Annotated in this window: 17 protein-coding genes and 3 tRNA genes; 9 read left to right on the top strand and 11 right to left on the bottom strand. The window is 36.2% G+C overall.

The window, feature by feature from the left end; genetic code table 11:
• Positions 1-12 precede the first annotated feature (12 nt).
• The 4 genes from BMX49_RS06075 to BMX49_RS06060 form a co-directional block, all read right to left on the bottom strand.
• The gene (locus BMX49_RS06075; RefSeq protein WP_126337058.1) at positions 13-1,461 is read right to left on the bottom strand and encodes a hypothetical protein; all 1,449 of its coding nucleotides are present in this window, start codon (positions 1,459-1,461) and stop codon (positions 13-15) included.
• A gap of 90 nt (positions 1,462-1,551) precedes the next feature.
• Positions 1,552-4,467, bottom strand: coding sequence for a M16 family metallopeptidase (locus BMX49_RS06070; protein ID WP_051803563.1), 2,916 nt, complete (start codon positions 4,465-4,467; stop codon positions 1,552-1,554).
• A gap of 55 nt (positions 4,468-4,522) precedes the next feature.
• Entirely contained in the window at positions 4,523-5,926 is a 1,404-nt protein-coding gene (gene aspA / locus BMX49_RS06065; protein ID WP_034716831.1) for an aspartate ammonia-lyase, read from the bottom strand.
• Between the two features lie 113 nt (positions 5,927-6,039).
• Complete coding sequence (locus BMX49_RS06060) at positions 6,040-7,056, bottom strand: N-acetylmuramoyl-L-alanine amidase (RefSeq protein WP_034716833.1); 1,017 nt, start codon at positions 7,054-7,056, stop codon at positions 6,040-6,042.
• Positions 7,057-7,188: 132 nt separating this feature from the next.
• Between BMX49_RS06060 and BMX49_RS06055 the strand changes: the two genes are divergently transcribed.
• The 4 genes from BMX49_RS06055 (at position 7,189) to BMX49_RS06040 (ending at position 9,963) form a co-directional block, all read left to right on the top strand.
• Positions 7,189-7,275, top strand: a tRNA-Ser gene (locus BMX49_RS06055).
• A 21-nt stretch (positions 7,276-7,296) separates the two neighbouring features.
• Positions 7,297-7,371: transfer RNA gene (locus BMX49_RS06050), tRNA-Pro, on the top strand.
• 82 nt (positions 7,372-7,453) lie between these two features.
• Positions 7,454-7,527 (top strand) — tRNA-Arg (locus BMX49_RS06045).
• Between the two features lie 705 nt (positions 7,528-8,232).
• The gene (locus BMX49_RS06040; RefSeq protein WP_034716835.1) at positions 8,233-9,963 is read left to right on the top strand and encodes a tetratricopeptide repeat protein; all 1,731 of its coding nucleotides are present in this window, start codon (positions 8,233-8,235) and stop codon (positions 9,961-9,963) included.
• 62 nt (positions 9,964-10,025) lie between these two features.
• On the opposite strand, the gene ahcY is transcribed toward BMX49_RS06040, so the two are convergent.
• Entirely contained in the window at positions 10,026-11,339 is a 1,314-nt protein-coding gene (gene ahcY / locus BMX49_RS06035) for an adenosylhomocysteinase (RefSeq protein WP_034716837.1), read from the bottom strand.
• A gap of 188 nt (positions 11,340-11,527) precedes the next feature.
• Here ahcY and BMX49_RS06030 point away from each other — a divergent pair, with 188 nt between their 5' ends.
• Complete coding sequence (locus BMX49_RS06030) at positions 11,528-12,139, top strand: 4'-phosphopantetheinyl transferase family protein (RefSeq protein ID WP_034716840.1); 612 nt, start codon at positions 11,528-11,530, stop codon at positions 12,137-12,139.
• Here the strand turns inward: BMX49_RS06030 and BMX49_RS06025 are convergent.
• From BMX49_RS06025 to porU, 3 genes are all read right to left on the bottom strand, one after another.
• Positions 12,115-14,376, bottom strand: a complete 2,262-nt coding sequence (locus BMX49_RS06025) for an FUSC family protein (protein WP_034716842.1) — start codon at positions 14,374-14,376, stop codon at positions 12,115-12,117. The two genes, BMX49_RS06030 and BMX49_RS06025, sit on opposite strands and share 25 nt — an antisense overlap.
• 76 nt (positions 14,377-14,452) lie before the next feature.
• Complete coding sequence (porV, locus tag BMX49_RS06020) at positions 14,453-15,586, bottom strand: type IX secretion system outer membrane channel protein PorV (RefSeq protein WP_034716844.1); 1,134 nt, start codon at positions 15,584-15,586, stop codon at positions 14,453-14,455.
• A 25-nt stretch (positions 15,587-15,611) separates the two neighbouring features.
• On the bottom strand, positions 15,612-19,559 hold the full coding sequence (porU, locus tag BMX49_RS06015) for a type IX secretion system sortase PorU (protein WP_034716845.1): 3,948 nt from the start codon (positions 19,557-19,559) through the stop codon (positions 15,612-15,614).
• Between the two features lie 161 nt (positions 19,560-19,720).
• Between porU and gldJ the strand changes: the two genes are divergently transcribed.
• Positions 19,721-21,325, top strand: a complete 1,605-nt coding sequence (gene gldJ, locus BMX49_RS06010; protein ID WP_034716846.1) for a gliding motility lipoprotein GldJ — start codon at positions 19,721-19,723, stop codon at positions 21,323-21,325.
• A 64-nt stretch (positions 21,326-21,389) separates the two neighbouring features.
• Positions 21,390-22,664 (top strand): UDP-N-acetylmuramoyl-tripeptide--D-alanyl-D-alanine ligase, encoded by a 1,275-nt coding sequence (locus tag BMX49_RS06005; protein WP_034716848.1) that lies wholly within the window; start codon positions 21,390-21,392, stop codon positions 22,662-22,664.
• Here the strand turns inward: BMX49_RS06005 and BMX49_RS06000 are convergent.
• On the bottom strand, positions 22,661-23,266 hold the full coding sequence (locus BMX49_RS06000) for an NUDIX hydrolase (RefSeq protein WP_034716851.1): 606 nt from the start codon (positions 23,264-23,266) through the stop codon (positions 22,661-22,663). The genes BMX49_RS06005 and BMX49_RS06000 overlap by 4 nt on opposite strands.
• 33 nt (positions 23,267-23,299) lie before the next feature.
• Here BMX49_RS06000 and BMX49_RS05995 point away from each other — a divergent pair, with 33 nt between their 5' ends.
• Complete coding sequence (locus BMX49_RS05995; RefSeq protein WP_034716853.1) at positions 23,300-23,686, top strand: hypothetical protein; 387 nt, start codon at positions 23,300-23,302, stop codon at positions 23,684-23,686.
• 50 nt (positions 23,687-23,736) lie between these two features.
• On the opposite strand, the gene BMX49_RS05990 is transcribed toward BMX49_RS05995, so the two are convergent.
• Positions 23,737-24,432 carry an ATP-binding cassette domain-containing protein gene (locus BMX49_RS05990; RefSeq protein ID WP_034716856.1) on the bottom strand — a complete coding sequence of 232 codons (696 nt, stop codon included), beginning with the start codon at positions 24,430-24,432 and terminating at the stop codon, positions 23,737-23,739.
• A gap of 255 nt (positions 24,433-24,687) precedes the next feature.
• On the opposite strand from BMX49_RS05990, the gene BMX49_RS05985 reads away from it, so the two are divergent.
• Positions 24,688-25,134: a hemerythrin domain-containing protein gene (locus BMX49_RS05985; RefSeq protein ID WP_034716859.1), complete on the top strand. Its 447-nt coding sequence runs from the start codon at positions 24,688-24,690 to the stop codon at positions 25,132-25,134.
• Between the two features lie 109 nt (positions 25,135-25,243).
• Here the strand turns inward: BMX49_RS05985 and murA are convergent, their stop codons facing one another.
• Complete coding sequence (murA, locus tag BMX49_RS05980; protein WP_034716861.1) at positions 25,244-26,551, bottom strand: UDP-N-acetylglucosamine 1-carboxyvinyltransferase; 1,308 nt, start codon at positions 26,549-26,551, stop codon at positions 25,244-25,246.
• Positions 26,552-26,553: the final 2 nt, after the last annotated feature.

The following is a 26,553-nucleotide window of genomic DNA, read 5'->3' as shown; positions in this document are numbered from 1 at the left end:
GACTACTCGATATCATTTACAGTAACAATCTTTGCGTCGATGGCGCTTCATGTCATTATCCCAAAAAGGATATACTTTTAACGCGATATAGAAATCACCAGAATGTAATTTTTTCTGTTTAACAATTAAAGGAAATATATTTTCACTTCCCAAAATTAGCGGCCCAATTCTGAGGTAAGCACCAAATTGCAAACTTTTATATTCATACAAAGAAACCGAACCTCCATAGCCGATGACCGCCTTTTGAATCGTGTAAGACACATTGAAAATATTAGACCGTTTAAGAGAATTTTCGAACATCGGAATTCGCTGAATCCATTTAGCATTAAGATAATGATGTTCTCTAATGTTCTTGCTCAGATTCAAATGAACGCTAGTCGGCAAACCCATTTTAAAATCGGTTCCTTGCAACGAAGCGTTTTCATCTCCATAAACTTCCTTGCTTAAAAGTTGCAAAAATTGCTGTGGACTTTTAAATTTTGTATTCTTGAGCGTCGGATTATTTTCAAGCTGTATTGGCGAACCTTTCAGTAAATGATTTTCTCCTTGAAAATTAATAAAACCAACATCGAACACATTAAAACTTGCTTTAAAATTATAATTTTCAGCATCTGAACTTGGATCGACAAGAGTTAACCCAAAATCTAAACCTAATCCTTTTCCACGCTGCTGATATTCATATTTCTCAGTTTCGAAATTATAATTGGTCGCAAAACTGGCAGCAATTTCATAGTTAGAAGCTACGATTGACTTCTCGCTAATCCCATTAATATCGATAGAAGTTCTGGACAATTGAAATGGCGACTTGCTTTCTAAATTTAAAGCATCTAAGCCGATTGCATATTTAAGGTTCCCGCCAATAATCCACTGATAGGCTGAATAAGGAAAGATTTCTGTCGCGACATTTAACCCGATTTCAGACCAGTTCATGAAACTGATTTTTAGAGGTTTTAAAGTGTACAATTCTGGCTCTAACAAATCCTGATTTCCGAATCTTAAATAATTATCAACTTTTAAGGCGGAACTTTGAGTTCGCAATCTGGAAAATAATCCTGCAGACCAATCCTTTTCCTTCATCTTAATTTTTAACTGAAAAGAAGGTCCCAAAACATCTGAACTAAAATGATAATTGCCAATCTCTTTATTATAAAAATCAAAGACGTTGGGTGTATTTTCACCCGTTCGATTTTTCTTGATGTTGGATGATTCTATTTCTGCACTTTTTAATCCTACAAAACTCTGCTGCGAAATATATCCATAATCGTTTTGAATAAAAACATCTGCGGCCAACAAATTGACATCCCAGGGATTTGGATTTAGAAAAGATTGCGTTGGCGAAATGATGACTGAATTGATTCCGCTGAATTGGTCGTTGCTGAACACTATAGATTCCTGAGCCTGAAACCAATAGGGGAATTGAACACAACACAAGGTGACTAAATATTTGATACAATATCTCACCTTCTTAAAACAAATTTTATTTAATTTTAGTATGAAACAAAAAAAAGTGAAACCGAAGTTCCACTTTTAATAATTTGAATTGATTTAAAATTAATATCCGAAGATTTCTTCTAAAGTCACTTCCTGGAATTTCCCAATTTTATTGAGAGCAACCATATCTAAGTTCTCTTTTTTCCCAATGATCGCCGTATTGTATTTCATTGGTTTCATTTCAGAATTGTAGAAATTAGTTAGATCTGCCAAAGATAATTTTTCGATTTCTTTATAAATATCTTTTCTTAAATCGTAGTCAACGCCTAATTTTTTCAGATTTAACTGATTGAAATAAATATTCGTTCTGTTGATTCTACCAGAAGCAATCTGCTTTAACGCTGCATTTTTAGCATTGTTAAATTGTGCTGGAATTTGTGGAAGATTCGCCATCAATTCATCCATTGCAGTAACAGCTTGCGGAAGTTTATTCGCTTGCGTTCCGATGTAAGTCGTCACATAATCCGGACGATTCAATTCATTACTTGACGCATAAGAAACATACGCAGAATACGCTAAACTCTTACTCTCACGAATTTCTTGGAAAACAATCGAAGATAATCCTCGTCCGAAATATTCATTGAAAACACTGATTTTTCCGAGGTTGGCAAGATTTACATTTGGTCCTTTTGCCACTTTCGCCATCTCCGTTTGAACCATATCGTAATTCGTGAAATACACGTTTCCTGCTGTTGCTGGTTCAGGATATTTCTGTTTTGCCGCAACTTGCATTGTTTCCTTCTCTACAAAAGGTTTCGCATACTTTTTAAAAGCATTGAAATCTTGTCCGTAAAAGAAAATCTCATAAGGCATTTTCAATAAGTTCTGCACTTTGTTGGTCATATCCACAGAGTTAATCGCTTCTAACTGAGCTTTCGAAAGAACGTCGGTGAAACGAGAAACCTTCCCATATTTTGCGTAGTTAGACAAGGCAGCCATAATTCTCCCTTTGTCTTTTTTCGCAACTTCACGACCTTCCAAAATAGTTTTTACATTTTCTGCATAAACTTTCTGATCAGGTTTTGCGTTCTGCATCCAGTTTTTCAATAACTCGATTGCTTTCGGCATATTTTCCTCTAAACCACTTAAAGAGATTCTCAATTGATCATCCGAAGTTCTGAAATCATTAGAAATACCTAGTTTAAAGAATTCCTTTTTCAGTTCTTCCGCAGATAATTGATCCGTTCCCAAATATTGTAGAACTTGAGTTGCTAATCCTAATTCTTTATCATTATCGCTTCCAAAAGGAAATACAAAATGCGTCTGCGCGATATCATTGTATTTGTTATGCACGAAACTTACTTTTTTGTCACCGATTTTATCCGTTTTCAGCACTTTCGCATAATCAACGAATTCTGGCTTAATATCAGATGATTTCTCCGCTAAAATTCCTTTCAAAAATGGAGATTGTTCTTCTCTATTTAATTTAATTGGCGTAATACCTGGATTTTCAACGCGAACTAATTTATCATTAACTCCTTTTTCTTTTTTAATGATAACGTAATTATCTTTAAAGAATTCGTTGGCAAATTTCACCACGTCTGCTTTGGTGATCTTCTCGTATTCATTAATCTCATTCAGTTCTTGTTCCCAAGTTCTGTCGCTAATATAGGTTCCGTACAAACTGCTGGCTAAACCATCGGCAGTTTCGTAGGTTTTCATACGCTGGATTTTCATGTCATTAATGATCGCTGGAATCAACCAATCCTGGAATTCTCCTTTTTTCACTAAATCGATTTGCTCCAACATTAATTTTTTGGCCTCGTCAAATGTTTGATCATTTTTAGGGACAATAATTAAGGAAAAACTACCGTAATTTTTAAACGCAGATTCGTAAGCCATCGCTCTTAAAGCTTTCTGCTTTTGATTAATGTTTAAATCAATCAGTCCAGAATCTCCCGAATTGGTGAGAATATTTCCGACGATATCAGCCAATCTTGCGTTTTGAGTTCCGTAAGAATCAGATCTCCAAGACATTTGTAACCTTGGCGTAGAAGGACTTTTTACGGTTCTTTCTACAATTTTTGTCATTGGTGCTTCGGTGATGATTTGCTTTTTTGGTAATTCTTTATATTGAAAAGTTCCAAAATACTGATCCACCAATTTGATCGTTTTGTCGAAATCTAAATCTCCAACTAAAACCATCGCATAATTGTTCGGCACATAATATTCATCAAAATATTTATGAATCGCCACCATTGATGGGTTTTTCAAATGCTCCGATTTCCCAATCGTGGTTTGCTGACCGTTTGGATGTTTAGGGAAAAGCGCATCCATCAATTCGTAATTCACCAAACGTCCGTCGTTATCCTGAGCACGGTTGAATTCTTCATAAACTGCTTCCAGTTCAGTATGGAATAATCTCAAAGTTAATTCAGAAAATCTTTCTTTCTCAACTTTTAACCATTTTTCCAATTCGTTGTTGGGAATGTTATTTTTATAAACCGTTTCATCCAACCAAGTGTGCGCATTTGTTCCTGAAGCTCCAAGGGAAGAAATTGCTTTGTCGTATTCATTTGCGATCGCAAACTTACTTGCCTCCTGAGAAACTTCATCGATTTTTTTGTAAAGCGCTTTCTTTTTTTCTGGATCCTGTTCTACTTTATGCTGCTCGTATAAGCTGGAGATCTGATCTAAAAGAGGCTTTTCTTGGGCCCAATTTGCACTTGCTAGGTTGGAAGTTCCTTTGAACATCATATGCTCCAAATAATGCGCTAAACCAGTATTATCAGCGGGATCATTATTACTTCCGGTTCTTACAGGAATATAAGTTTGAATTTTGGGAGCATCATCATTTTTCGCAAGGAAAACTTTTAGGCCATTTTTTAAAGTGTAAACTCTAACGCCAGTTTTATCATTAATAACGGTTTCGTATTGATAGCCACTATTGTCAGTTGCTTTTCTAGTTTCAAATTTCTGCGCGTCAGCCAGCATGAATGCTCCGATCATTGCTATTGTTGTTAAAATTTTCTTCATTAATTAATTTAAATTATCCGATTATGAGTGATAAGTCAGCTTTTATCGGTAAAAGTTACATCGGGTGATGTGGTTTCAACATGTTTTCCGGATCAAGAATTTCATTGAGTCTTTCTTCAGATAAAATTTTACGTTCTAAAACTAAATCGTAAACGCTTCTACCCGTTTCCAAGGCTTCTTTCGCAATCTCTGTTGAGTTCTTATAACCTATATATGGATTAAGCGCGGTAACGATTCCAATGCTGTTTCTCACCATATTCAGACATGCTTCTTTGTTTGCTGTAATTCCGACGACACATTTTTCTCTTAACGTATCCATTGCATTCCCTAAGAAAATCATGCTTTCCATTATCGAATGGGAAAGTACAGGCTCCATCACGTTTAATTGCAACTGTCCAGCTTCTGCGGCAAAAGTTACCGTCAAATCGTTTCCAATTACTTTAAAACAAACTTGATTTACCACTTCTGGAATTACAGGATTTACTTTTCCTGGCATTATTGAAGATCCTGGCTGCATGGCTGGAAGATTGATTTCAAAAAACCCAGCTCTTGGTCCTGAGGAAAGCAAACGCAAATCGTTACAGATCTTCGAAAGTTTCACGGCTAATCTTTTTAAAGCGGAAGAGTAAATCACATAAGATCCCGTGTCTGGTGTAGCTTCAACCAAGTTTGGTGCAGACACGACTCCAAAACCGGTTAGTTGCGCTAAGTTTTTAGCACAAAGATTCGCATAACCCACAGGAGCATTTAAACCAGTTCCAATCGCTGTTGCACCCATATTAACCTCCACAAAAAGATTGGCATTGGCGTTTAATTTAGAAATATCTTCTTCTAAAGTAGCAGCATAGGCTTCGAATTCCTGTCCCATACTCATGGGAACTGCGTCTTGCAATTGCGTTCGTCCCATTTTAATCACGGGCGTAAGCTCTTTTCCTTTTTCACGAAATGCCTCAACAATTTTTTTCAATTTTACAACCAACTCAACATTCATCGATAGCAAAGCCATTTTTAAGGAAGTTGGATAAGCATCATTGGTCGATTGCGAAAGATTGATATGATCGTTTGGAGAACAAAATTGATAATCTCCTTTTTCTTTTCCTAGTTTTTCTAAAACTCTGTTGGCAATTACTTCGTTGGCATTCATATTCACCGAAGTTCCGGCTCCACCCTGAATCATATCGATTGGGAATTCTTCATGTAGTTTTCCGGCAGTCAATTCATCGCATGTTTCTGCGATCAACCTATAGATATTTTCATCGAGTAAACCTAATTCATAATTGGTTTTTGCGGCTGCTTTTTTTACAATTGCCAAACCTTTAATAAAATGTGGATACGAAGAAAGAGTCTGTCCTGAAATTTTAAAGTTATCAATCGCTCTTTGGGTTTGAACCCCATAGTATGCATCGACAGGAACTTGCAGAGTTCCTAATAAATCGCTTTCATTTCTGAAATTTTCCATAAAAATAATTTGTTGAGAAGTTAAGATTATTTACTGAACTGATTAAATTGATTCAAAAGGGATGTAAAAAATGAGCGATTTTTTGTCGCCCACTTTCTGAATCGTAAAGATATTTATTTATTTGGATACTTTTGATCTAAAGCTTGTAAAATTGCCCAAGTTTCTGCATCCATCATTCCAGAATAATTTTGCGGCCGGAAATGATATTGAAAGGTTTCAATCGTCTTCTTTGTCGCATCATCATAAGCACCATTTGGATTCAGGTCGTATCCAAAATCCCGCAATGCTGTTTGTATTTTAAACAGAAAAGAAGGAACCGACATTTGCATCGCGTAATCTTCTAAAACCGCCGAATCGTAGAAATTTTGTTTGGTGCCTTCGTCATACCACATTCCAACTTGATATTCATCGTATAATTTCTTCCAGGGAAATTTTGGTCCTGGATCTTGTTTACGCGTTGGTGCGATATCAGAATGCCCTAAAATATTCGTCGCAGGAACCATATAGCGATTAGCAAGATCTTTTACTAAGGCAGCAACTTTTCTCACTTGCGCGTCAGAATATTCGGGGAAAATCTTTGTTCCACTGGCGTCAGTTTTATAACCAGCATTTACGATTTCAATCCCAATCGAAGTATCATTGAGCATCTTATCTTTTCGCCAGGCACTAATTCCGGCATGATAGGCTCTTTTGTTTTCGTCAACCAATTGATAAATTTCATTGTCTCCCAAATCGTTCACCAAATAATGTGCGCTGACCGACTGCTGCGTCAGGACCATCACCGATTTATCATCATCTAAAGCAGTATAATGTAAAATAATATATTTCTGTCTGAAATTTTGCCCAACCGAGGGATAAAAAGTTTTTACCACTTTATATGTGGCGGGATTTGCAGAAACGATCGAACCATAACTCGCAGTATTGTCATTTTTCGAAACATCTGCGATGTTATCCTTGAAAAAATCGACTCCATGCTCCCGTTGAACTTTCGGCTTTTGATCAGAAACCACAGGCTTTGCAGGTGAAACTTTAGGCAATGTTGGTTTTGCTACGACTGTTTGTGTATTTTTTTGCGTTCCACAGGAAATAATTAAAAAACCTAAGGATATGATAGATAATGTCTTACGCATATGGTTCGAAATATTTTAAAATTAAAGTCAAAAATACGAATTATTTTTAGGAATTATTTTTGGTTTATAAGGAAAACTCTTTTATATTTGCACTCGCAATTACAGAACAGAAGCTCTTATAAATATTGCACTGGAGAGTTGCCTGAGTGGCCGAAAGGACATGTTTGCTAAACATGCGTACTGGAAACGGTACCGAGGGTTCGAATCCCTCACTCTCCGCAACTTTCGTCAACGTATTCTCGGGGCGTAGCGTAGTCCGGTCATCGCGCCTGGTTTGGGACCAGGAGGTCGCAGGTTCGAATCCTGCCGCCCCGACTTTATAGAAAACTCTTTCGAGAGTTTTCTTTTTTAAAAGAACTTATCTTCCCAACGATAAGTTTGAAAAAATCCCTTCTTAGGGTGCGTAGCTCAGCTGGATAGAGCATCTGCCTTCTAAGCAGACGGTCACAGGTTCGAATCCTGTCGCGCTCACTGAAACTTCACAATTTATTGTGAAGTTTTTTTTGTGTTTGAATTTAAAACTCCATAGAGCATCTCGACTTCAATCTCAACGGTCACAAGTGCGAATTCTGTCGCTCACTTTAATTTCATTGTCGAAATATCGGCATGAAGTCTTTTTCATCCATTTTTAGCGGAAAACATTTAAGTGAAGGATTTAATTACAATTATAAATCTAGACAAGCCCAACCATTTTTAAATTAAAAATAATTGCTCATAAGATCTAGCAAAATAATTAGCTTGATTTTTTCAAAATGATTACAAAAAAAACTCCTTCCGCCAAAGCAGTAGGAGAAAATAAATCATTTGTGTTTTTAGTTTTTATTGAAGCTTCAATGCATCTGCGATGTTAAAAGTTTCAATGGTTATTATTTTTTGTTATAACAAATGTATCTCTTCAAACAAAAAGAGCCTAATCCTAGGGGTGGACAAAGGGTGGACAATATAGAATAGGACTAAAAAAAAGAAAATGGCTTATCAGAGCGGTTGCTAAACTTTTCTGTTTTCTAGTCAAAAAGGCTGCAAACAGAGAATTTCACATCAATTTTATATTTCGGTTGAAAATTTATTTTCGATATTCAATTATCTCATATTTTTAAATAACTTTACTATTAGGAAGAACAAAAAGTCTCTTTTTTCTTCAACTGATATATTTCCTTCTGTAGTTTTATCAATTCAATGGTCAAAAAAAAATTCCTTATTTTATATCTATTCTGGTTTGCCCTTTCTTTGCAAGCGCAGATAATACATTCAAACTCTTCCGGAAATAAAAGATCTGATCTTGAAAAGATTATCAATCAGCACGACAGACAAAATACGGATACGATTTTCATAAAAAATTTTTTACAACCACTTAAAGACCGCAGCACCGCGAGCGATGTTATTATTTATAATGTTTTGCTTGGTAACTCTTACGCCAAAACGTTTGACCGACTCAATCCGAAAAGTGATTTTCATTTCAAAAAGTCAATTAGAAATGCCAAGACACTAAAATCAAAACCGCTTGAGGTCTGGGCGGCGTTGAGCTATGCAGAATACTTGTACAATTTTAGGCAAATGACTGATGCTTTACCTGTTTTCATGTCTGTAATCGATATGATCGAGCAAAATGATCCTAAACAATTACTGTTTCCTGGGCATTCTTTTACCAAGATTGGTTTTTATCTGGATACTATTGGCGACCATCCCGAAGCGATCAAAAATTTACATAAAGCCCTAAAATATAGCGAACCAAACACAGCTGAGTATGCCGCAATTCTTGACAATTTAGGTCTTAATTATTTGAAAACTGGAAATTTGGAAGAAGCTGAGAAACATATCAGCCAAGCTTCGAGTTTGTCGCAGTCAATTGGCGATCAGATTCGATATGCGAAGACCTTAGGGAATTTAGCTCAGATTTATGAAAAAAATAAGGACTACGAGAAGGCCATTAAACTTGCTTTGGAAGATATTCGGATTTCTGAACAAAATAAAGATGTGCAAAATACGATGTACGCCTATACTCTGTTAACAAGATTGTATTCGGCAAATATGCAGATCGATGAGGCAAAAAAATCAATTGAAAAAGCAGACCTGATTGCAAAATCAAAACCGTATTTTAAAATTAATGAACTTGCAATTTTAAAATTAAAATTAAATATTCTACAGCTTGAGGGTACACAGGTTGATGAGTTGGGAATAAGAAGGCGAATAGAAATACTTGAAGATTCGCTCAATAAAAGCGATGGTGCGCTCCCGCTCAATCAATCTAGATGGATGGTGCAAAAAAGAAAACTTCAGAAAGATATCGACCTTACGAATAAAAAACTTTCTCACGAATCTCTTCTAAAAAATATAATTTTTTCGGTTTCAGGACTATTAATTATAGCATTAGTATTAATTTCTTATGCCGCAAAAAGAAGAGAACAGAAAAAGCAGGTCGAAATAGATGAAAAAATTGTAGCGTACGAAAGCGCTAAATTGAACAACGAGAAAAAACTTTTAGACGCCCACCGAACTCTTGATACACACATTGAATTTTTTAAGGAGAAAAACATTCAGATTCAAAAACTTTACGGCGAAATTGAGAACATTAAAGGGTCAACGTCTTCCGCTAACCAAAATAATCGCGTAAAATTAGATGATTTATTAAAATCTCATTTAATGACCGAAGAGAACTGGCGCAATTTCAAAAATCAGTTTCAGCGAGAACATGCTCAGTTTTATGGAAATGTGCTGCAAAACTTTCCAGAAATTACCGACTCTAATCTCAGAATTATTTTGCTGCAGAAATTAGGTTTTACGAACTCAGAAATTGCTGGTTTGCTGGGTATAACCATTGAAGCTGTGAAGAAATCAAAACAAAGATTGAAGAGAAAATTAGGGGAAAAGCATGAGCTTCTATTTCAAATGATTGCTGCTGAAAAGTAAAAAAACTCTCTGAGTAATCAGAGAGTTTTTCAATTATTATTGAAAGTTTTTCAACTTTTATCTTAGTATCTGTAGTATTCTGGTTTGTAAGGACCTTCCACTTCAACACCAATATACTTGGCTTGTTCAGGAGATAAAGTTTCTAATTCTACGCCTAATTTTTGAAGGTGTAAAAAGGCAACTTTCTCATCTAAATGTTTTGGCAACATATAAACTTCATTTCCGTAAGCTTCAGAATTCGTCCACAATTCGATTTGTGCTAAAGTCTGGTTGGTAAATGAATTACTCATTACAAAACTTGGGTGTCCTGTTGCGCAACCAAGGTTCACCAAACGACCTTCTGCCAAAATGATAATTTCTTTTCCGTCAATTGTATAAACGTCAACTTGCGGTTTTACTTCATATTTGGTGTCACCATAGTTTTCATTTAGCCAAGTCATTTCCAATTCATTATCAAAATGTCCGATATTACAAACTACCGTTTTATCTTTCATTTTTTTGAAATGCTCGCCTTTAACAATATTAAAGTTACCTGTTGTCGTAATCACGATATCTGCATTGGCAACTACGGTATCTAGTTTTTTAACTTCGAAACCATCCATTGCCGCTTGCAAGGCGCAGATCGGGTCAATTTCAGTAACCGTAACAATTGATCCAGCACCTTTAAAAGAAGCCGCAGTACCTTTACCAACGTCACCGTAACCACAAACAACCACTCTTTTACCAGCTAACATTAAATCAGTTGCTCTTCTCACTGCATCTACTGCAGATTCTCTACATCCGTATTTGTTATCGAATTTAGATTTGGTAACCGAATCATTCACGTTGATTGCAGGCATTACCAAAGTTCCGTTCTGCATTCTTTCGTATAATCTATGAACTCCAGTCGTAGTTTCTTCGGAAAGTCCTTTAATTCCTGCTGTTAATTCTGGATATTTATCAAATACCAAGTTGGTTAAATCGCCACCATCATCTAAGATGAGATTTAATGGTTTTCTGTCTTCACCAAAAAATACCGTTTGCTCAATGCACCAGTCGAATTCTTCCTCGTTCATTCCTTTCCAAGCATAAACTGGAATTCCAGCTGCGGCAATTGCTGCTGCGGCGTGATCTTGGGTAGAGAAAATATTACAAGAAGACCAAGTAACATCTGCACCCAAAGCAACTAGAGTTTCAATTAAAACTGCAGTTTGAATGGTCATGTGAAGACAACCCGCGATTCTGGCACCTTTCAATGGTTGAGACGGACCGTATTCTTCTCTAATTGCCATTAATCCTGGCATTTCTGCTTCTGCTAAATTAATTTCTTTTCTCCCATATTCAGCTAATGAGATATCCTTAACTTTATAAGGAAGGTATTGTGTTGTAGTTTCCATCTATTTAAATAAGTTTGAAGCGAAGATACGAAATGTCTTTATTTATATTTAAATCATTTATGAAATAGGTGTTATCTCTTTAATCTATTAGCATCGAAAATTCAGCTACAATTAGTATGAAATAAAAGAATTCTAGCACATTTTATTTGTTTAAAGAATTGCGTATTTTTACGATCTAATATTTATTAATGCCACTCTACCGAGATTATTCCGATGACCAAGCGACCATTCTCCTTTGGAAATATAGTGAAGACGAAGATCTGGATCCAGACATTTTGGTTGAAAAAGAAAATTTCGAAAAGATTAAAGATTATCATCCAACCAAATTGAAAGAATTGCTTTTGGTTCGGAAAATTTTGAAATCGGTTTTGCCTGATCACAAAATTCTTTATAACGAAAGAATCCCGTATTTATCTCCCAAAGATTATGAAATTTCGGTGACGCATTCTTTTCCGTTTGCAGCCCTGGCTATTTCTAAGAATAAAGTTGGAATTGACATCGAACCTTTTAATTCAAAGATTAAAAGAATTCAGCATAAATTTTTGCTGGAAGAAGAAAGTAATTTTATTGAAAAAGATAAGGAAATTGCTTATCTCACGATCATTTGGTCGCTGAAAGAAAGTTTATACAAAATCCATCATTCGAATTACTGGTCGCTGAAAAAACATTATGAGGTAAAACCTTTCAGTTTAGATTTTCCCTTCAATATTCAATGTAGAGTTCATGATGAGAACGTTTCTGATTTGTACAAAGCACGCGTAGAGTTTTTTGAAAATTACTGTTTCACCATTGTAGACTGATCTTCTGGCTCTAACTTTTCCGCGACTTTGCGTTGCTCTTTTGCCACGTCGTAAATCAATTCCAAAATCTCCTTCAAATTTTTAAGTTTAGTTAAATGGCTAATCCTATTTGGATCACGTCTGTCAAAAAATTCGTTTTCGGCGAGTTCTTTTTTACGGTTTTCCAATAATTTTTCCACCGTATCCATCGGCTGAATTTTACTTTCCTGTAAGATCGTATGATGCAAATCTTTTTGATTCAAAAGCAAATCTGTTCTGCCTAATTCAGCAGAGATTTTCAAATCCCAACTTTCAAAGTCAATTTCGGGATATACTTTTGAAGCTTCAGAATATTGTGAAAAAGAGGCAATATAAGCTGTAATCAAATGAGAAGTATTTACAAATTGATGGAAATGCTCGAGCTTTTTCTGCTGGTTTTTTGGATCAGAAATCATTCGCTGAAAATTATCTGACAAGTTAGCCAAATCAATGACTGCAGCCTTTCTAGCTAGCTTATAAGCTTCAGGCTCCATATTTTCATTTCTAAAAAAGGCCATAGCCGCTGAAAAATAATTGAGATTACTCAAAGCCGATTTCTGCATTAATTTTAAATTTTGGGTATGTTCCCAAACCGGCAAAACGAAATAAGAAACAACAAATGCAACAGCACCGGCGATTACGGTATCCAAGATTCTATCTTTAAAAATCAAGTTTACATTTCCCGGATTTAAAATATTGAAAGCCAAAAAGACGTAAATCGTCATGAAAAATACGGCCCAGGCATATTTTGTTTTTAAAAAACTGAAACATAAAATCATTGCCGTTAAAAATAAGACGAACAAAATGATCTGGTCAGAAATAAAATAGAGAAGCCCATATGCGATAATCGCTCCAGAGATCGTGCCGTACAATCGAAGTAAATTGCGGTGTTTTGTCGTTGCGTAAGCTGGTTTTAATATCGCAACGATGGTAATGAGAATCCAGTAGGCGTGACCAATGCCGAGAAATTCGAAACTTGAAATCCAGTAACCAATTACTAAAGCAATAGCAATTCTAATGGCGTGTCGGAATAAACTAGATTTTAAAGAGAAATTGGAAAGAAAGACTTTAACGCTAAGTTTTTCTTCAGCGGTTACAAATTTCCGGAAATCTAATTCTGTGGATAAACTCTTGGCTAACTTTTCATCTTGGCTAAAAACTTTATAAATCGTTTTAACATCATCTGATATAGAAGTGATTCTGTTCAAAATAAAACGGAGTGTCATGAAATCTTCTAAGTTTTCTGGCGTCAGTTTTTTATTACGTAAATCAAAATACTCATTAAATATTTTCTCCAACATCAAGTCAATATTTTCGATCGGTCTCGCCTTTCTGTTACTCTGCAGGGCAATTCCGATATTGACCATTTCTTCTGACAGTTTTTGTAAATATTCACCGATTGAATTTAGAAAATCTGTACTTCCAAAATTTTCCTGCACCTTTCGGTAATCACTTTCAGAGGTCATCAATTTCTCATGAAGATCGATCGAATCCAGAAACATTAACATCAGTAAACGACTGGTCGTGGTGGATTCATTGACGATTTTTCTGGTTTCAAAGACGGTTTCACGGGTTTCCTCCTGTAAGTTTTTAATGGAAATCTGCTGCGAGATGATTTGTGAATTTAAAGCTTCAAAATCTGGGTTTTTAAAATAAAACTTTGACTTTAAGGAAAGGTAATTACCCAATCGTAAATAATTTTCACCAATCATCTGTCCAGCCAATTTGTAAGGCTGAATTTTTGAAACGACTAAAAAAATGAGCAGGTAAAAAATTGATCCAGCTAAGAAGATCAAGGAGCTTTTCATGATATTGCTACCTGTTAAATGACCATCGATAAAAATCGCCAAAACGACCAGAGATAAGGAGCCAACGGCGGCAAGTCGTTGTCCATACACCCCAATCATGGTGAAGAATTTGGAGAACAAAATAATTTCTGGATAGATTAAAAATGGAAAACTCTTTAATAAGCTGGCGATTAGGGCGACTGTGAAAAAGGAGACAATCGCTAAAATCAATGCATTTCTTCGTCTCACGAAAGGTCCAGCCTGATCGGTTAAGCCAATAAAACTGGTGGCCAAGGGAAAAAGGAAATACTCCTTGAGTAAACCAAAGTGCGCTAAAATAACACTTGGTAAAACAATGGCCAACGAAATACGGACCGCCGAATAAATAGATTGGCTGCTTGCAAATTTTTTTAATTCGGTTGCGTATTTCATTTTGCAAATTTAAACTTTTAAGGTCAAAAAAAAGCCCCAAAAAATTTGGGACTTTTCTATCGTATATTATTATTTGTTAATAATCCTGAGCGTTCGAAGATTCTTCACCGATATTCCAGGTTAAACCGAAACGAAGCGTGTTATCTAAAGCAGAATTAATTTTTGAAGTATTGATCAAGTAAGACATATCTAAGCCGAAAGACTGGTATTTCAACCCAACTCCTACGGTTGCATATTGTCTGGCACCTTGTTCTATACTTTCGTGGAAATAACCACCTCTAACTGCAAACGCATTGTCATATTCATATTCAACAGCACCACTAAACATCATGCTTTTTTCATTACTGAATGATTTTCCAATTCCCTGCATTACGCCAACATTAGGAACGTTTCCGCTTCCATCTGGACCAGGAACCAAAAGTTTTGAGGCTTCAAAGTTAACTCCAACTCTGTTTAAATCATCCAAGAACAAATCGTATCCTGCACCAACTCTCGCCAATGTCGGAAGATAAGATCTTGATTCATCATCACCTGTATAATCTAATCTTGGACCTAAGTTTTGAATGGCAAAACCACCTTTTACACGACCTTCAAAATCGTTAATACTGGTATGCTTTTCTGACATAAAATACCCAGAAACATCTACAGCAAAAGAGTTTGCTGCTTTAAGCGTGTTGTCAGAGTTGAATCCTCCAGACAAATCAGAACGGATAAACCTACCCGTTACTGCCATAGAATAATAGTCGGTTAGTTTTAAGGCATAAGCAACGTCAATTGAAAACTCATTCGGTTTTGCAGTTCCTTCCTGAACGACCTCAGATCCTACTAATTTCGTAAGGTCAACTGAACCCATGTTAAAGTAGTAAATACTGGCAGAGATTGTAGCTCTTTCTTCGTCTCCTAAAAACTGATGATACGCACCATAAAGTAAAAACACATCATTGGTGAGCTTGCTCATATACGGAGTATAGTTAATCCCAACCGCAGAAGTAGTTTTGCTGAAAGGATATTTCGCAGCATTCCAAAACTGTGAAAAAGCATCGGTGGTTGTAGCAACCCCTTGATCACCCATTCCTCCAGCTCTCGCGTCCGGCGATATCCTTAGAAATGGCGCACCTGTAAGAACTGGCTGAATATTGCCAGCCTGAGAATAGGCTAACGTGCCCAATCCTAATCCTACTCCTAAAAATAATTTTTTAGTCAATGTCATAAAGTCAATTTTTATCATTAATATTTTATTTTAATAAAACCATTTTTTCAACCGCAGTTGCACTTCCTTTACATTTATCCTGATTTTGGCTTCTGGCAAAAATTTTAAATATATAAGTTCCTTTTCCAACTGCATCACCGAAATCATCATTACCATCCCACTCAATCGCCGTTCTCGGTGTTCTGAAACCTTGTAAATATGGTTCTGCAGTTACCGTAGTACTGATCGTTTTGACCAATTTTCCTGTGATGGTATAGACCTGAACATTCACATCTAAAACATCATTACAATTATGCTCAAACTGAACGTATGTTTTATTAGTAAAAGGATTCGGCCAATTTAACAATTTTTTAACGATTAAATTTTGGTCGCTTTCGTCCTTAACTATAAAGTTTAACGTTTCAGTTGTGGAATTATTGTTAATGTCCCAAACTTTAAAAGTTAGCTGATGTTCGCCTGGTGCTAAATTTCTAAAGGGGTAAGTTACGTTTCCTTTTTGATAATCTGCTAAGGAAGGACTCGCACATCCATTTGCGTCTCCAGAAAAATAGAAATCGTTCAGCACAACGGTATCGATAATTTTGCCATCCAAAATAACGGTAACATCGTGGCCGATACCGGAGCCTGTCGAATTAATTCCTTTATTATCAGTGACACACGCTAGGAGTAGTGGGTTCTGATCCGTGATTCCACCATCAGCAAAATTGGTATTGTTCATGTATAATTTCACTTTTGGAGCTTCGCCATCAGTAATTCCGTCTGGGTTGATTCCACCAATTTTTTGCGGTTGGTTATCGAACACATCAAAAACTTTGTTATCGGCATACAACAAAACGCGACCTGTCCCTGGTTCATAATTAATATCTTTTGGAACATAAAACTCAACAGTAAAAACACCGTTGGTAGCGACACCAGAAGATTTTACGATTGGGCTTCCTTCCTCGCTGTACTTTAAAACCGGAGTCATTTTAGGAATTTTATCGTTGTTCAAAGTTTCCTTATTAAGTCTTTTATCAAAAATATTGACCGCAACTCTTCCGCTAAAGGTTTCATCTACTGGCCCACTATCGCTTTTTTTGATATGACCTTTTATTTTCACAAAATCTAGAGCACGCATATTAGGATTTGCTCCAGCATCTACACCGTTAATTTCAATATTATCGATAGCAATTAATCTTTTCGGGCGGCTTAACTTTGTAGCGGGATCTCCCAAATAGTTTACTTTCAAGTGATCGTTAGAGGTTCCTTTCTCCACCTTAGCTTTTAACAAAGCATCACCAAGATTTATAAAATCATCATCAACCAACTCAAACAGATGCTTGGTAAAAATGGTAGTAAACTGTTCGCCATAACCCACGCCGATTGCACGGCTGGAGGTAATCATTATTGCCGATCCACCCGTTTTTGATTTCATCACTTGTTCTCCCGCCGAAAAAGTTCCGGGATCATCCCATAATGTGAATTCACACGTAATTGTTGAAACTAAAGGAAAACGCGAATAAATATTATTATAGTTATTAAAGTTTTGAATTTGGTCAATTGTTAAAACTCGTTCTTGTGCCCAACCATTAATTCCGCCATGGCCGAAATAGAAGAGGTAAAGACTGTTGCCTACATCATTCAAAATCGCCTGGTTAACCTGTGGATATCTTTGTCCTCCCGCCGAAGTCTGCGCAGGGAAGGCATCTAAATAAAGTTTACGAATGTTATATTCTGGTTTTTTATTTTCGTAAAGTGTTGTTGTGTTCGTTGTAGTATAACCAGTTTCCATATTCGCCATCAACATTGCATTATTCATCGTGTTGTGAAACGGAACTTGGTTATCGGCATCATCGTCAACTACGAAGTCCATTTTCATACGCCACTCTCCAAAAGGAGAAGATTGACCCTGAAGTCCGTTGTTATAAGCTAAGGCTTTATCGATCAATAATTTTGCTTCAGAAACATTAGCTGCAGGTAATCGCCCAACTGGCAAGTTGGGCAATGTCGCAGAAACAGTAACGGCAGTTAAAGCCTGCGGCTCAGTCATGACAAAGTAATCATCGGTTACATAGGAATCTGCATAATTACCGCTTTCTTCACTTTGGTAACTCGGCACTACGGCAGATCCAGGGTGATTTTTTCCTTTAAAATCATAAGAAGTATCTCCTAAAATAAAAAGATATTTCAACTTTCCTGCTGGCGAATTTAATTTAGTTGCAAAATCTCGGAAGGCCGTAATATCTTTGCTTCCACTGCTGAATTCATTGTAGATTTTATTGATATCAACCACGGCCACAGAATATTTATCCTGATAGAAATTAGCTAAACGCTGCGCATGTCCCATCATTTCTGGAACCGTAATCATTAAATAATCAATATTCTGCAAACCTGCTAAATCCTGATTATCTGTTTTTGCAACAAATGCTGGTTCAAAAGCGTCACTGCTTTTAAAAGCGACAAATTCATTGACGAAAAGATTGCTATTAGCTAAGTAACCGAAAGTAAAATTTGCAGAGTTTCCTGATTTGTTCACTTTTCTAACAACGTTCGTAATATCCGAAACTTGCCAAACCTGCTCTACGGAAGAAGCATCAGCCAGATTAAAAGTGTAAATATTGTTACTTTCCTCTGCAATACCATAACTTCTAAAATTCATTTGACTGTTGTTGAATTTCAAATCTTCTTTGTATTGAACTTCAGCATAATCAAAATAAAATTTACCGTTAGGGTTACTACCTGTATTTGGGGCATAATTAAAAGAGAGTTGGTTGCCCGATAAGTTGCTTACAGAACTCGTATAAATTGCAGGCAGATATTCTCGTCTATCATCCGGTGAAACCGAGAAAGTAACGGGATTAACATTGTTGAGATTGACGGTCATTTTGTTTCCTTGTGACTGAAATGCAATATATCGCGTTCGATATAGAATAACATCCGTCTGTTGAATCGGCGATTTGGTGGTGAAAGTGACTGTTTTATTACCGTTAAAAGCGTCGCCAGTCCAGATTCGGCCAATTTTCATTAAATTAAATTTCTCTTCGTTAATGTATTGGTATTCATCATAACGAGTGATTACGGTAGTATTAGTTGCTTGATCTACTTCTTGAATTCTAAGTCCTGCCCCTTTATCAAAATTGATAAAGTAGTAAGCAAAATCTTCATAAATATTGATAAAGTTATTTGATTTATCGCCTCGTGTATCTATTCTCCTTTTTCCTGTACCATTAGCGCTTTTGTAGACATTATATCCGTTGGGTCCTTGTGCATAAAATAAGGCGTAATCACTATCATTCCAAACGCCATCCTCTTCGCCTACAACTTGTATGGCATTTTGTTGCAGAGCATCAAACCGCTGATCTTGATTATGCTCGGGTAACATCAAACCGCCATTACCGTAAATTCTAAAATTTTTAGGATTAATATTAGCTGGATTCATTCCATTGTCTCGCAAGAATTTAGCAGTGATTTTAAAAACTCCAGATTTATCAACTTTAATTTTATAAAAGTTTCCTTGTTTTAAAGGATTTTCAGTCGTTCCAATTTTAGTGGACCAATTTCTATTTTCCTCCGGCTTTTGATCATTAATTAGGGTGAAAGAGTTTAGACGGTAAATCGCGCCCTTTTCAAATTTCAAAGTAGAAACTCTGATATTGGTCGTTCTTTCTTGGGTGTAAGGATTGGTGTAATAACTTATTTCCGAATGATCTTCGGTAGGAAGACGGTAATCATTTAAGTCAAAAAGTTCTTTTGAGGTGATCTTTTCCCAGATTAAATTGCTGACCGTCCGGTTTGAACCTACGTATTTTTCAACCATTCTGAGATATACTCCACCCTCTTCGTAGGCAAAACTATCGTTCTTAAAAAAAGGAACAGTAACTTTGCTACTTCCGTAATCGATCACGGTGCTTCCTTCCCAATTTATTTTAATGGATTGTGAATAAGAAAAAGTACCGAAAAGTAATATTAAAAAGAATGTTAAAATTTGTTTCATTTGCTTTAAAATTTGCCGATTACAAATTAAACGAAAATAATTAAGTAATAATATGATACAATAAAATTAATTTGTTGTCGTTTTTCAAAAAATCAATCTTTTAATTTGATTTATTAGATAATTTCATTTTTCTTTGTACATTGATAAATTCTATATTTACTATGAATAGACTAAAGTTGTTTACAATAATGGCGTTAAGCTCCACACTTATTTTAATGAGCTGTGGTGGTGGTGGTTCCAAAAAAGGAGGTGGTACGAAACGTTTTACAAGTAAAACAGGCTGGAAACCAAACGACCAAAAAGGTTGGTTCTTCACCGGCAAGCAACAAAAACAAAAAGGTTGGCCAGGAATGGTCTATGTGGAAGGCGGAACATTTACCATGGGATTGGTGAAAGACGACGTAATGCATGATTGGAATAATACTCCAAAAAGAATGCAAGTCAGTTCTTTTTTCATCGGTGAAACCGAAATCACCAATTATGAGTACAGAGAATACGTGACTTGGTTAAAATATGTTTTCCCTCCTTCAGACCCAAGTTTTAAAGAAATTTACACAGGAGCACTTCCTGATACATTGGTATGGAACAATAAACTTTCTAGGAACGATTTTGCCGAAACCTACTTCCGCTCACCGGAATATGATTACTATCCAGTAGTTGGGGTTTCTTGGTTACAAGCTTCAAGATATTGCGATTGGTTGACCGACCGTGCCAACGAAAAAGCATTAATGGAACAAGGAGTTATTTCTAAAGATTATTATGCAAATGATTCAAATAATCAAGGAGCAAGCGCCTTTAGTTTAGATAAATTTAAAGGGAATGATCCAGAAATGGATGCTTACATTAACAAGCAACGTTTACAGCAGAAAACTGGAATAAAAACCAAAAACGAAAGAATCATCGCTGCGAACCGTAATGCAACTTCAGGTGTGGTTCAAAAATTCCGTCTTCCAACAGAAGTAGAATGGGAATTTGCAGCCTTAGGTATGCAGAAAGAAAGAGAATATAACCTTTTCACCAACAAGCAACCGCAAATTCAGCAGTTGAAAGGAAAAAAAGGTAGAGATCGTGGAATGTATCTAGAAAATTTCAAACAAGGAAGCGGAGATTACTCCGGTGTTCCAGGTTGGAAGAATGACGGTGCCCCGACTACTGCTGATGTGAAACAATTCCCTTCCAATAATTTAGGAATTTTCGGAATGTTCGGTAACGTATCTGAATGGACGGCTGACGTTTACAGACCGATCATTGATCAAGAAGCAAGCGACTTTAACTACTATAGAGGAAATGTTGCCAGAGAAGTTGTAAAAAATGCTGACGGAACATTTAAGAAGATAGACGAAGTTAAATACGATACTTTGGCAGATGGTCGATTAGTGTACAAAGGTCTTCCTGGTCAATATGAAAGAGAGATTGTTTCCAATGACAAAAACTTTAGAGATGGTGACTTCCAATCTTCCCTTGACGCAGGTTATGGTAGAGCAGAAGACAGTTCTACGGTTGGTTATAACATGTATAACTCTAAAGAAAAAAGATTTATTGTTGACGGAAGAGGACGCGTAGTTCTTCAGAAAGATAAAACTTCAAGAACAACCAGATTATCAGATGAAGTTCGAGTAATTAAAGGTGGTTCTTGGCTTGATGGCCCTTATTGGCTTGATCCAGGACAAAGAAGATTCCGTGATGAAGGAAAAGCTTACGGATGGGTCGGTTTCCGAGTATCGCAAGATGCTAAATCAACTGGAAAAGGACGAAGCAAAAGATAAAACTTTTTATTAAAATATTTCATAATCCTTCTGTAATTGCAGAAGGATTTTTTATTTTTGACCTATGAATGTACTTTCTTTTTATCCGCTCTTTTTAAAGTGCGCCAAAGTAACGATTGATAGCAGAAAAATTGAAGAGAACGATTTGTTTTTTGCATTTTCGGGAGAAAATTTTGACGCCGCTACATTGGCAGAAAATGCCATTAAGAAAGGAGCCCTAGCCGTAATTGTAGAAAATAAGAAGTTTGAAAATGAGAAGGAAAATATATTTTACGTTCCTTCAACTTTAATATTTTTGCAGCAGTTGGCCAAACATCACCGAAATCAACTCAGCATTCCAATTATTGGTTTGACGGGAAGTAATGGTAAAACAACAACCAAGGAAATCATCCATGCTGTTCTTTCCCAGAAATATAACATTCAATATACCGTTGGGAATCTGAATAATCATATTGGAGTTCCCTTAACTCTACTGTCGATCAAACCAGAGCATGAAATTGCAGTGATTGAAATGGGGGCAAATCATCAGCAAGAAATCGAAATACTTTGCGAGCTAGCACAACCGAATTTCGGATATATTACTAATTTTGGTAAAGCACACCTTGAAGGCTTCGGTGGTTTTGAAGGTGTCATTAAAGGAAAGTCAGAGTTGTATGATTATTTGAAAAGCAATTCGCAAACAATTTTAGTAAATGAAAGCGACCCAATTCAACTGGAAAAAACAAAAGATTACGAGCCGAAAATTACTTTTGGAACAGCTTCTTCCGATTATCAATTTGATGAATTTTCAAAAGATAATTTAGTAGGTTTGAGTTATCAAGGAAATCAAGCATTATCAAAATTGACCGGAAATTACAACTTCACTAATCTTTGTGCTGCCGCCAGTTTAGGCTTTCAATTTGGTTTAAAATTCAACCAAATTAAAATGGCCATTGAAAATTATGAACCGACCAATATGCGCTCGCAAGTCGTTGAAAAAAACGGGAAAACTTTTATAATGGATACTTACAATGCCAACCCAAGTTCGATGACGGAATCTTTAAAAAATTTCAGTCAGTTTGAGGGTTCGAAAACCATCATCATTGGAGATATGTTAGAGTTGGGAGATGAGTCTGAAAAAGAACATGAAGCGATTCTAGATCTTGCAAATTCTTTAAATTTTGACGAAATTATTACCGTTGGATCTGAATTTAAAAACATCAATACTATTTCTAAAGCTTACCAAAGTTCACAGGAGCTCATCGCCTATTTGAAGCTAAATAAAATTAACTCAAAAAATATTTTGCTCAAAGCTTCGCGGGGAATTGCTCTGGAACAGATTACAAATTTTATCGTTTAATTTTTAGCCCAAAATTCCTGAAGGATCAGTTTAATATTTTCAAAAGTCATGGGCATTACTTCGGCAATAATCTGGTCTTCACTTTTCCAGGAAACTTCTGAAATTCCTTCTTCAATTTGCGGAACTGGGTCGGAATCTCCTACATAACTTACTTTGAACCAATAAGTTGTTTTAAGTATTTTCTCACCATTTCTTTCCGTATAAATATGAAAAGTGGTGTTGATGAATTCTTCTAAGATTAACTCTTTGAGGCCAGTTTCTTCCTCTATTTCGCGTAAGGCAGCATTTTCTAAAGATTCACCTTTTTCTATTTTTCCTTTCGCCAAATCCCATCTGCCCAGTCGGCGGATAAATAAAATTTCCTGCGATCGATTTCGCACGACGCCACCCGCAGCCTCTATAACTCTGAACATTAGTGTAAAGTCTTCCCAAATATCGGTTAAATTATCACCGTAGATATTGACTTCTGGGCAAGAAGTATTTTCTAAAAGATCCACCGCAATTTCTAAAGTTGCAACGCCTTCATATCGAAAACTCTTTTCCACCTCTGCGGACGTTTTAGTAATCGATAATTTTTTTTCATTCACAAAAACTTTATACATTTGCAACGTTTTAATTAATACAAAAATATAAAAATGAATTTAGAAGGACGTAAGATTATCGTAAATAAATCTGGAAAGGAGTTGGTTGAACTATTAAATTCACCAGAAGGATACCGACAACTAATGCCGGATTCTTTGCAGAGTTTTGAAGTGCGTGAAAACGGTTTTAAATTCAGCTTAAAAGGGATGCCAGAAATCGCCTTGGTGATTGATGAAGTTACAGATAATCAAGTGACGTTGAAATCTGCAAGCTCTAGTTTAGATTTTGCTTTGAACGGAATGATGAATCCCATCAATGAAAATCAAACTGAAGTTCAGTTGTTATTTGAAGGTAAATTCAATCCGTTTATTAAAATGATGGTAGAGAAACCTTTGAAAAACTTTATCGATGCTTTGACTGATAATATCGAAAAGATTTAAGAAACTAAATATATTAAAAAGGCCCGAATTTAACATTCGGGCCTTTTTGTTTAATGCGTATAACTGGCAAATGCTTCTTCTAAGCTGCTGTATTTGCCTTTGAATTCTTCAATATTGGAATGTTGCAGAATGTTTCCTTGATGAATTAGAATCACCCGCGAACACAGCGCTTCAACTTCCTGCATAATGTGCGTCGATAGAATGACTGTTTTTTCTTTCCCGATTTCCTTGATCACATTTCTAATTTCAATGATTTGATTGGGATCGAGTCCATTTGTGGGTTCATCTAAAATTAATAAATCTGGGGAATGTAAGATTGCTTGCGCCAGACCAACTCTTTGTCGATACCCTTTTGAAAGCTGACTAATTTTTTTAGATTTTTCTGGAGTAATTCCTACGAGGTCAATTACTTCGTCAATTCGCTGTTGTGAAACTTGATGAATATCTGCAACGAAACTTAAATATTCTTTCACATACATTTCGTTGTAGAGTGGATTATTCTCTGGTAGAAAACCCATGTTTTTCTTGGCTTCAATCTCATTTTCACCAATATCCTTGCCGTCAAAAATAATTTGTCCTTCCTCAATTTTCAGCGCTCCGACAATGGATTTCATTAAAGTTGATTTCCCAGCTCCATTGGGCCCGAGCAAACCGATAATCTCATTCGTATTAATTTCAATGTTAATATTATTCAGCGCGATTTGCTCCCCAAACCTTTTAGTAAGATTGATGATTTGTAATGACATGACCTAGAATTTGCTGCAATTTAAGAAATCAAAGGGTAACAAACTGCAAATGGAAATGAAAGTCTATATAACAAACGAAGGGTGATTTTTGTTAAACCTAAATTTGCAGAAGTATGAAAATCTGTTTATAAGGTGATTTCAGTAATTTTCTTTAAATTTATACCTATTTAAGAATGGTGAAAAATAAATAACTTTTATAAAAAATTTCAACCAATTTTCTAAAATAATTCACCCTATAAATATTAATAAAAAAATATGAAAAGACATGAAGCCTTAGTACAATTGAGTCGCGACCATCATTTTGGATTGCTGCTCTGTTGGAAATTAAAAGAAGGATTAAAAAAAGAAATTTCGGTAGAACGGATGTCAAAATATATCGGCTTATTTTATCTGCAAAATTTAAAACCTCATTTTGCGGAAGAAGAAGAGACTATTTTTAAAGTTTTAGGCGAGGAACATCCTTTAATTAAAGAAGCAATTTCCCAACACCGAATTTTTCAGAAAATGATTGAAGATGGGTTTGAAACACCAGAGCAGATAGAAGAGTTTCGTGCTCTGCTTGAACTTCACATCCGGACAGAAGAAAGACAGATATTTCCCGAAATTGAAAGACAAGCCACTGACCAACAATTGGCAGATATTTTAAAACTGGCTCATCCAGAATTAAAAGAACCGGATTACGACGACATTTTTTGGAAGTAAAAATAAAGTTACTTATAAATAAAGACAACCATTTCAAAACGAAATGGTTGTCTTTATTTTATAGAATATCAAACTGTCTCTTCCCTATTCAGGTGTCGACGCTAAATATTTAGATTCTTTCGATATCAGCTCCAATTGCTCGCAGTCTTCCATCGATATTTTCGTATCCGCGGTCGATTTGTTCGATGTTATGAATAATAGAAGTTCCTTCTGCGGAAAGCGCAGCGATCAATAAGGCATTCCCTGCTCTAATATCTGGTGAAATCATCGTAGTCCCACGAAGTGGAGATTCGTGGTTTAAACCAACGACTGTTGCTCTGTGCGGATCACACAAAATAATCTGTGCGCCCATATCAATCAACTTATCAACGAAAAACAAACGAGACTCAAACATTTTTTGGTGAACCAATACTGTTCCTCTTGCTTGTGTGGCGACAACTAAAATAATTGATAGTAAATCGGGCGTAAACCCAGGCCATGGCGCATCTGAAATCGTAAGAATTGAACCATCGATAAATTTCTGAATTTTATAATTTTCCTGCGCGGGCACAAAAATATCATCACCTCTCAACTCCAGGTCAATCCCTAATTTTTTAAAGGTATTAGGAATTACTCCAAGTTCTTTCCAATTAACGTTTTTGATGGTAATTTCAGATTTCGTCATGGCTGCTAAGCCAATCCAGGAACCGATCTCCACCATATCAGGAAGCATGGTATGTTCTGTTCCTTGCAAAGTAGTAACTCCTTCAATGGTCAATAAATTAGATCCAATTCCGGTAATGTTAGCGCCCATTCTGTTGAGCATTTTACACAGTTGCTGAAGATAAGGTTCGCACGCTGCATTGTAAATTCTGGTTTTGCCTTTTGCCAGCACGGCCGCCATTACAATATTTGCGGTTCCAGTTACGGATGCTTCTTCCAACAAAATAAATTTGCCTTGAAGTTCTTTTGCTTTTAGCGTATAAAAAAACTCTTTTTCATCGTAGTGAAATTCTGCGCCCAATTCGACCAATCCTTGGAAATGCGTATCCAATCGGCGTCTGCCGATTTTATCGCCTCCCGGAGTTGGCATATATGCTTCCCCATATCTGGCGAGCATCGGACCCAAAAGCATGACAGACCCACGAAGTCTCGCACCGTCTTGTTTAAAATCTTCAGATTTAATATAATCAAAGTTGACAGAATCTGCCTGAAAGGAATAATCACCATGACCATTCTTGGTCACTTTTACGCCGAAATCTCCCAGAATTTCAATCAGTCTATTAACATCATGAATGTCTGGAATATTTTTAACCCGAACTACTTCATCGGTCAGTAATACGGCACATAAAATCTGTAGCGCCTCATTCTTGGCACCTTGTGGCGTAATTTCACCATGCAGTTTTTTCCCTCCTCTAATTTGAAAACTTCCGCTCATTG

The sequence above is a fragment of the Kaistella antarctica genome, assembly GCF_900109615.1.
Lineage (GTDB): Bacteria > Bacteroidota > Bacteroidia > Flavobacteriales > Weeksellaceae > Kaistella > Kaistella antarctica.
The sequence above is the reverse complement of the archived record's forward strand: the minus strand, read 5'-3'. Positions and strand labels throughout refer to the sequence as shown.

What these genes read in the sequence shown, in the direction of transcription:
- BMX49_RS06070 (WP_051803563.1), bottom strand. Translation starts at nt 4,467, where the DNA reads ATGAAGAAAATTTTAACAACAATAGCAATGATCGGAGCATTCATGCTG.
- aspA (WP_034716831.1), bottom strand. Translation starts at nt 5,926, where the DNA reads ATGGAAAATTTCAGAAATGAAAGCGATTTATTAGGAACTCTGCAAGTT.
- BMX49_RS06060 (WP_034716833.1), bottom strand. Translation starts at nt 7,056, where the DNA reads ATGCGTAAGACATTATCTATCATATCCTTAGGTTTTTTAATTATTTCC.
- BMX49_RS06040 (WP_034716835.1), top strand. Translation starts at nt 8,233, where the DNA reads ATGGTCAAAAAAAAATTCCTTATTTTATATCTATTCTGGTTTGCCCTT.
- ahcY (WP_034716837.1), bottom strand. Translation starts at nt 11,339, where the DNA reads ATGGAAACTACAACACAATACCTTCCTTATAAAGTTAAGGATATCTCA.
- BMX49_RS06030 (WP_034716840.1), top strand. Translation starts at nt 11,528, where the DNA reads ATGCCACTCTACCGAGATTATTCCGATGACCAAGCGACCATTCTCCTT.
- BMX49_RS06025 (WP_034716842.1), bottom strand. Translation starts at nt 14,376, where the DNA reads ATGAAATACGCAACCGAATTAAAAAAATTTGCAAGCAGCCAATCTATT.
- porV (WP_034716844.1), bottom strand. Translation starts at nt 15,586, where the DNA reads ATGACATTGACTAAAAAATTATTTTTAGGAGTAGGATTAGGATTGGGC.
- porU (WP_034716845.1), bottom strand. Translation starts at nt 19,559, where the DNA reads ATGAAACAAATTTTAACATTCTTTTTAATATTACTTTTCGGTACTTTT.
- gldJ (WP_034716846.1), top strand. Translation starts at nt 19,721, where the DNA reads ATGAATAGACTAAAGTTGTTTACAATAATGGCGTTAAGCTCCACACTT.
- BMX49_RS06005 (WP_034716848.1), top strand. Translation starts at nt 21,390, where the DNA reads ATGAATGTACTTTCTTTTTATCCGCTCTTTTTAAAGTGCGCCAAAGTA.
- BMX49_RS06000 (WP_034716851.1), bottom strand. Translation starts at nt 23,266, where the DNA reads ATGTATAAAGTTTTTGTGAATGAAAAAAAATTATCGATTACTAAAACG.
- BMX49_RS05995 (WP_034716853.1), top strand. Translation starts at nt 23,300, where the DNA reads ATGAATTTAGAAGGACGTAAGATTATCGTAAATAAATCTGGAAAGGAG.
- BMX49_RS05990 (WP_034716856.1), bottom strand. Translation starts at nt 24,432, where the DNA reads ATGTCATTACAAATCATCAATCTTACTAAAAGGTTTGGGGAGCAAATC.
- BMX49_RS05985 (WP_034716859.1), top strand. Translation starts at nt 24,688, where the DNA reads ATGAAAAGACATGAAGCCTTAGTACAATTGAGTCGCGACCATCATTTT.
- murA (WP_034716861.1), bottom strand. Translation starts at nt 26,551, where the DNA reads ATGAGCGGAAGTTTTCAAATTAGAGGAGGGAAAAAACTGCATGGTGAA.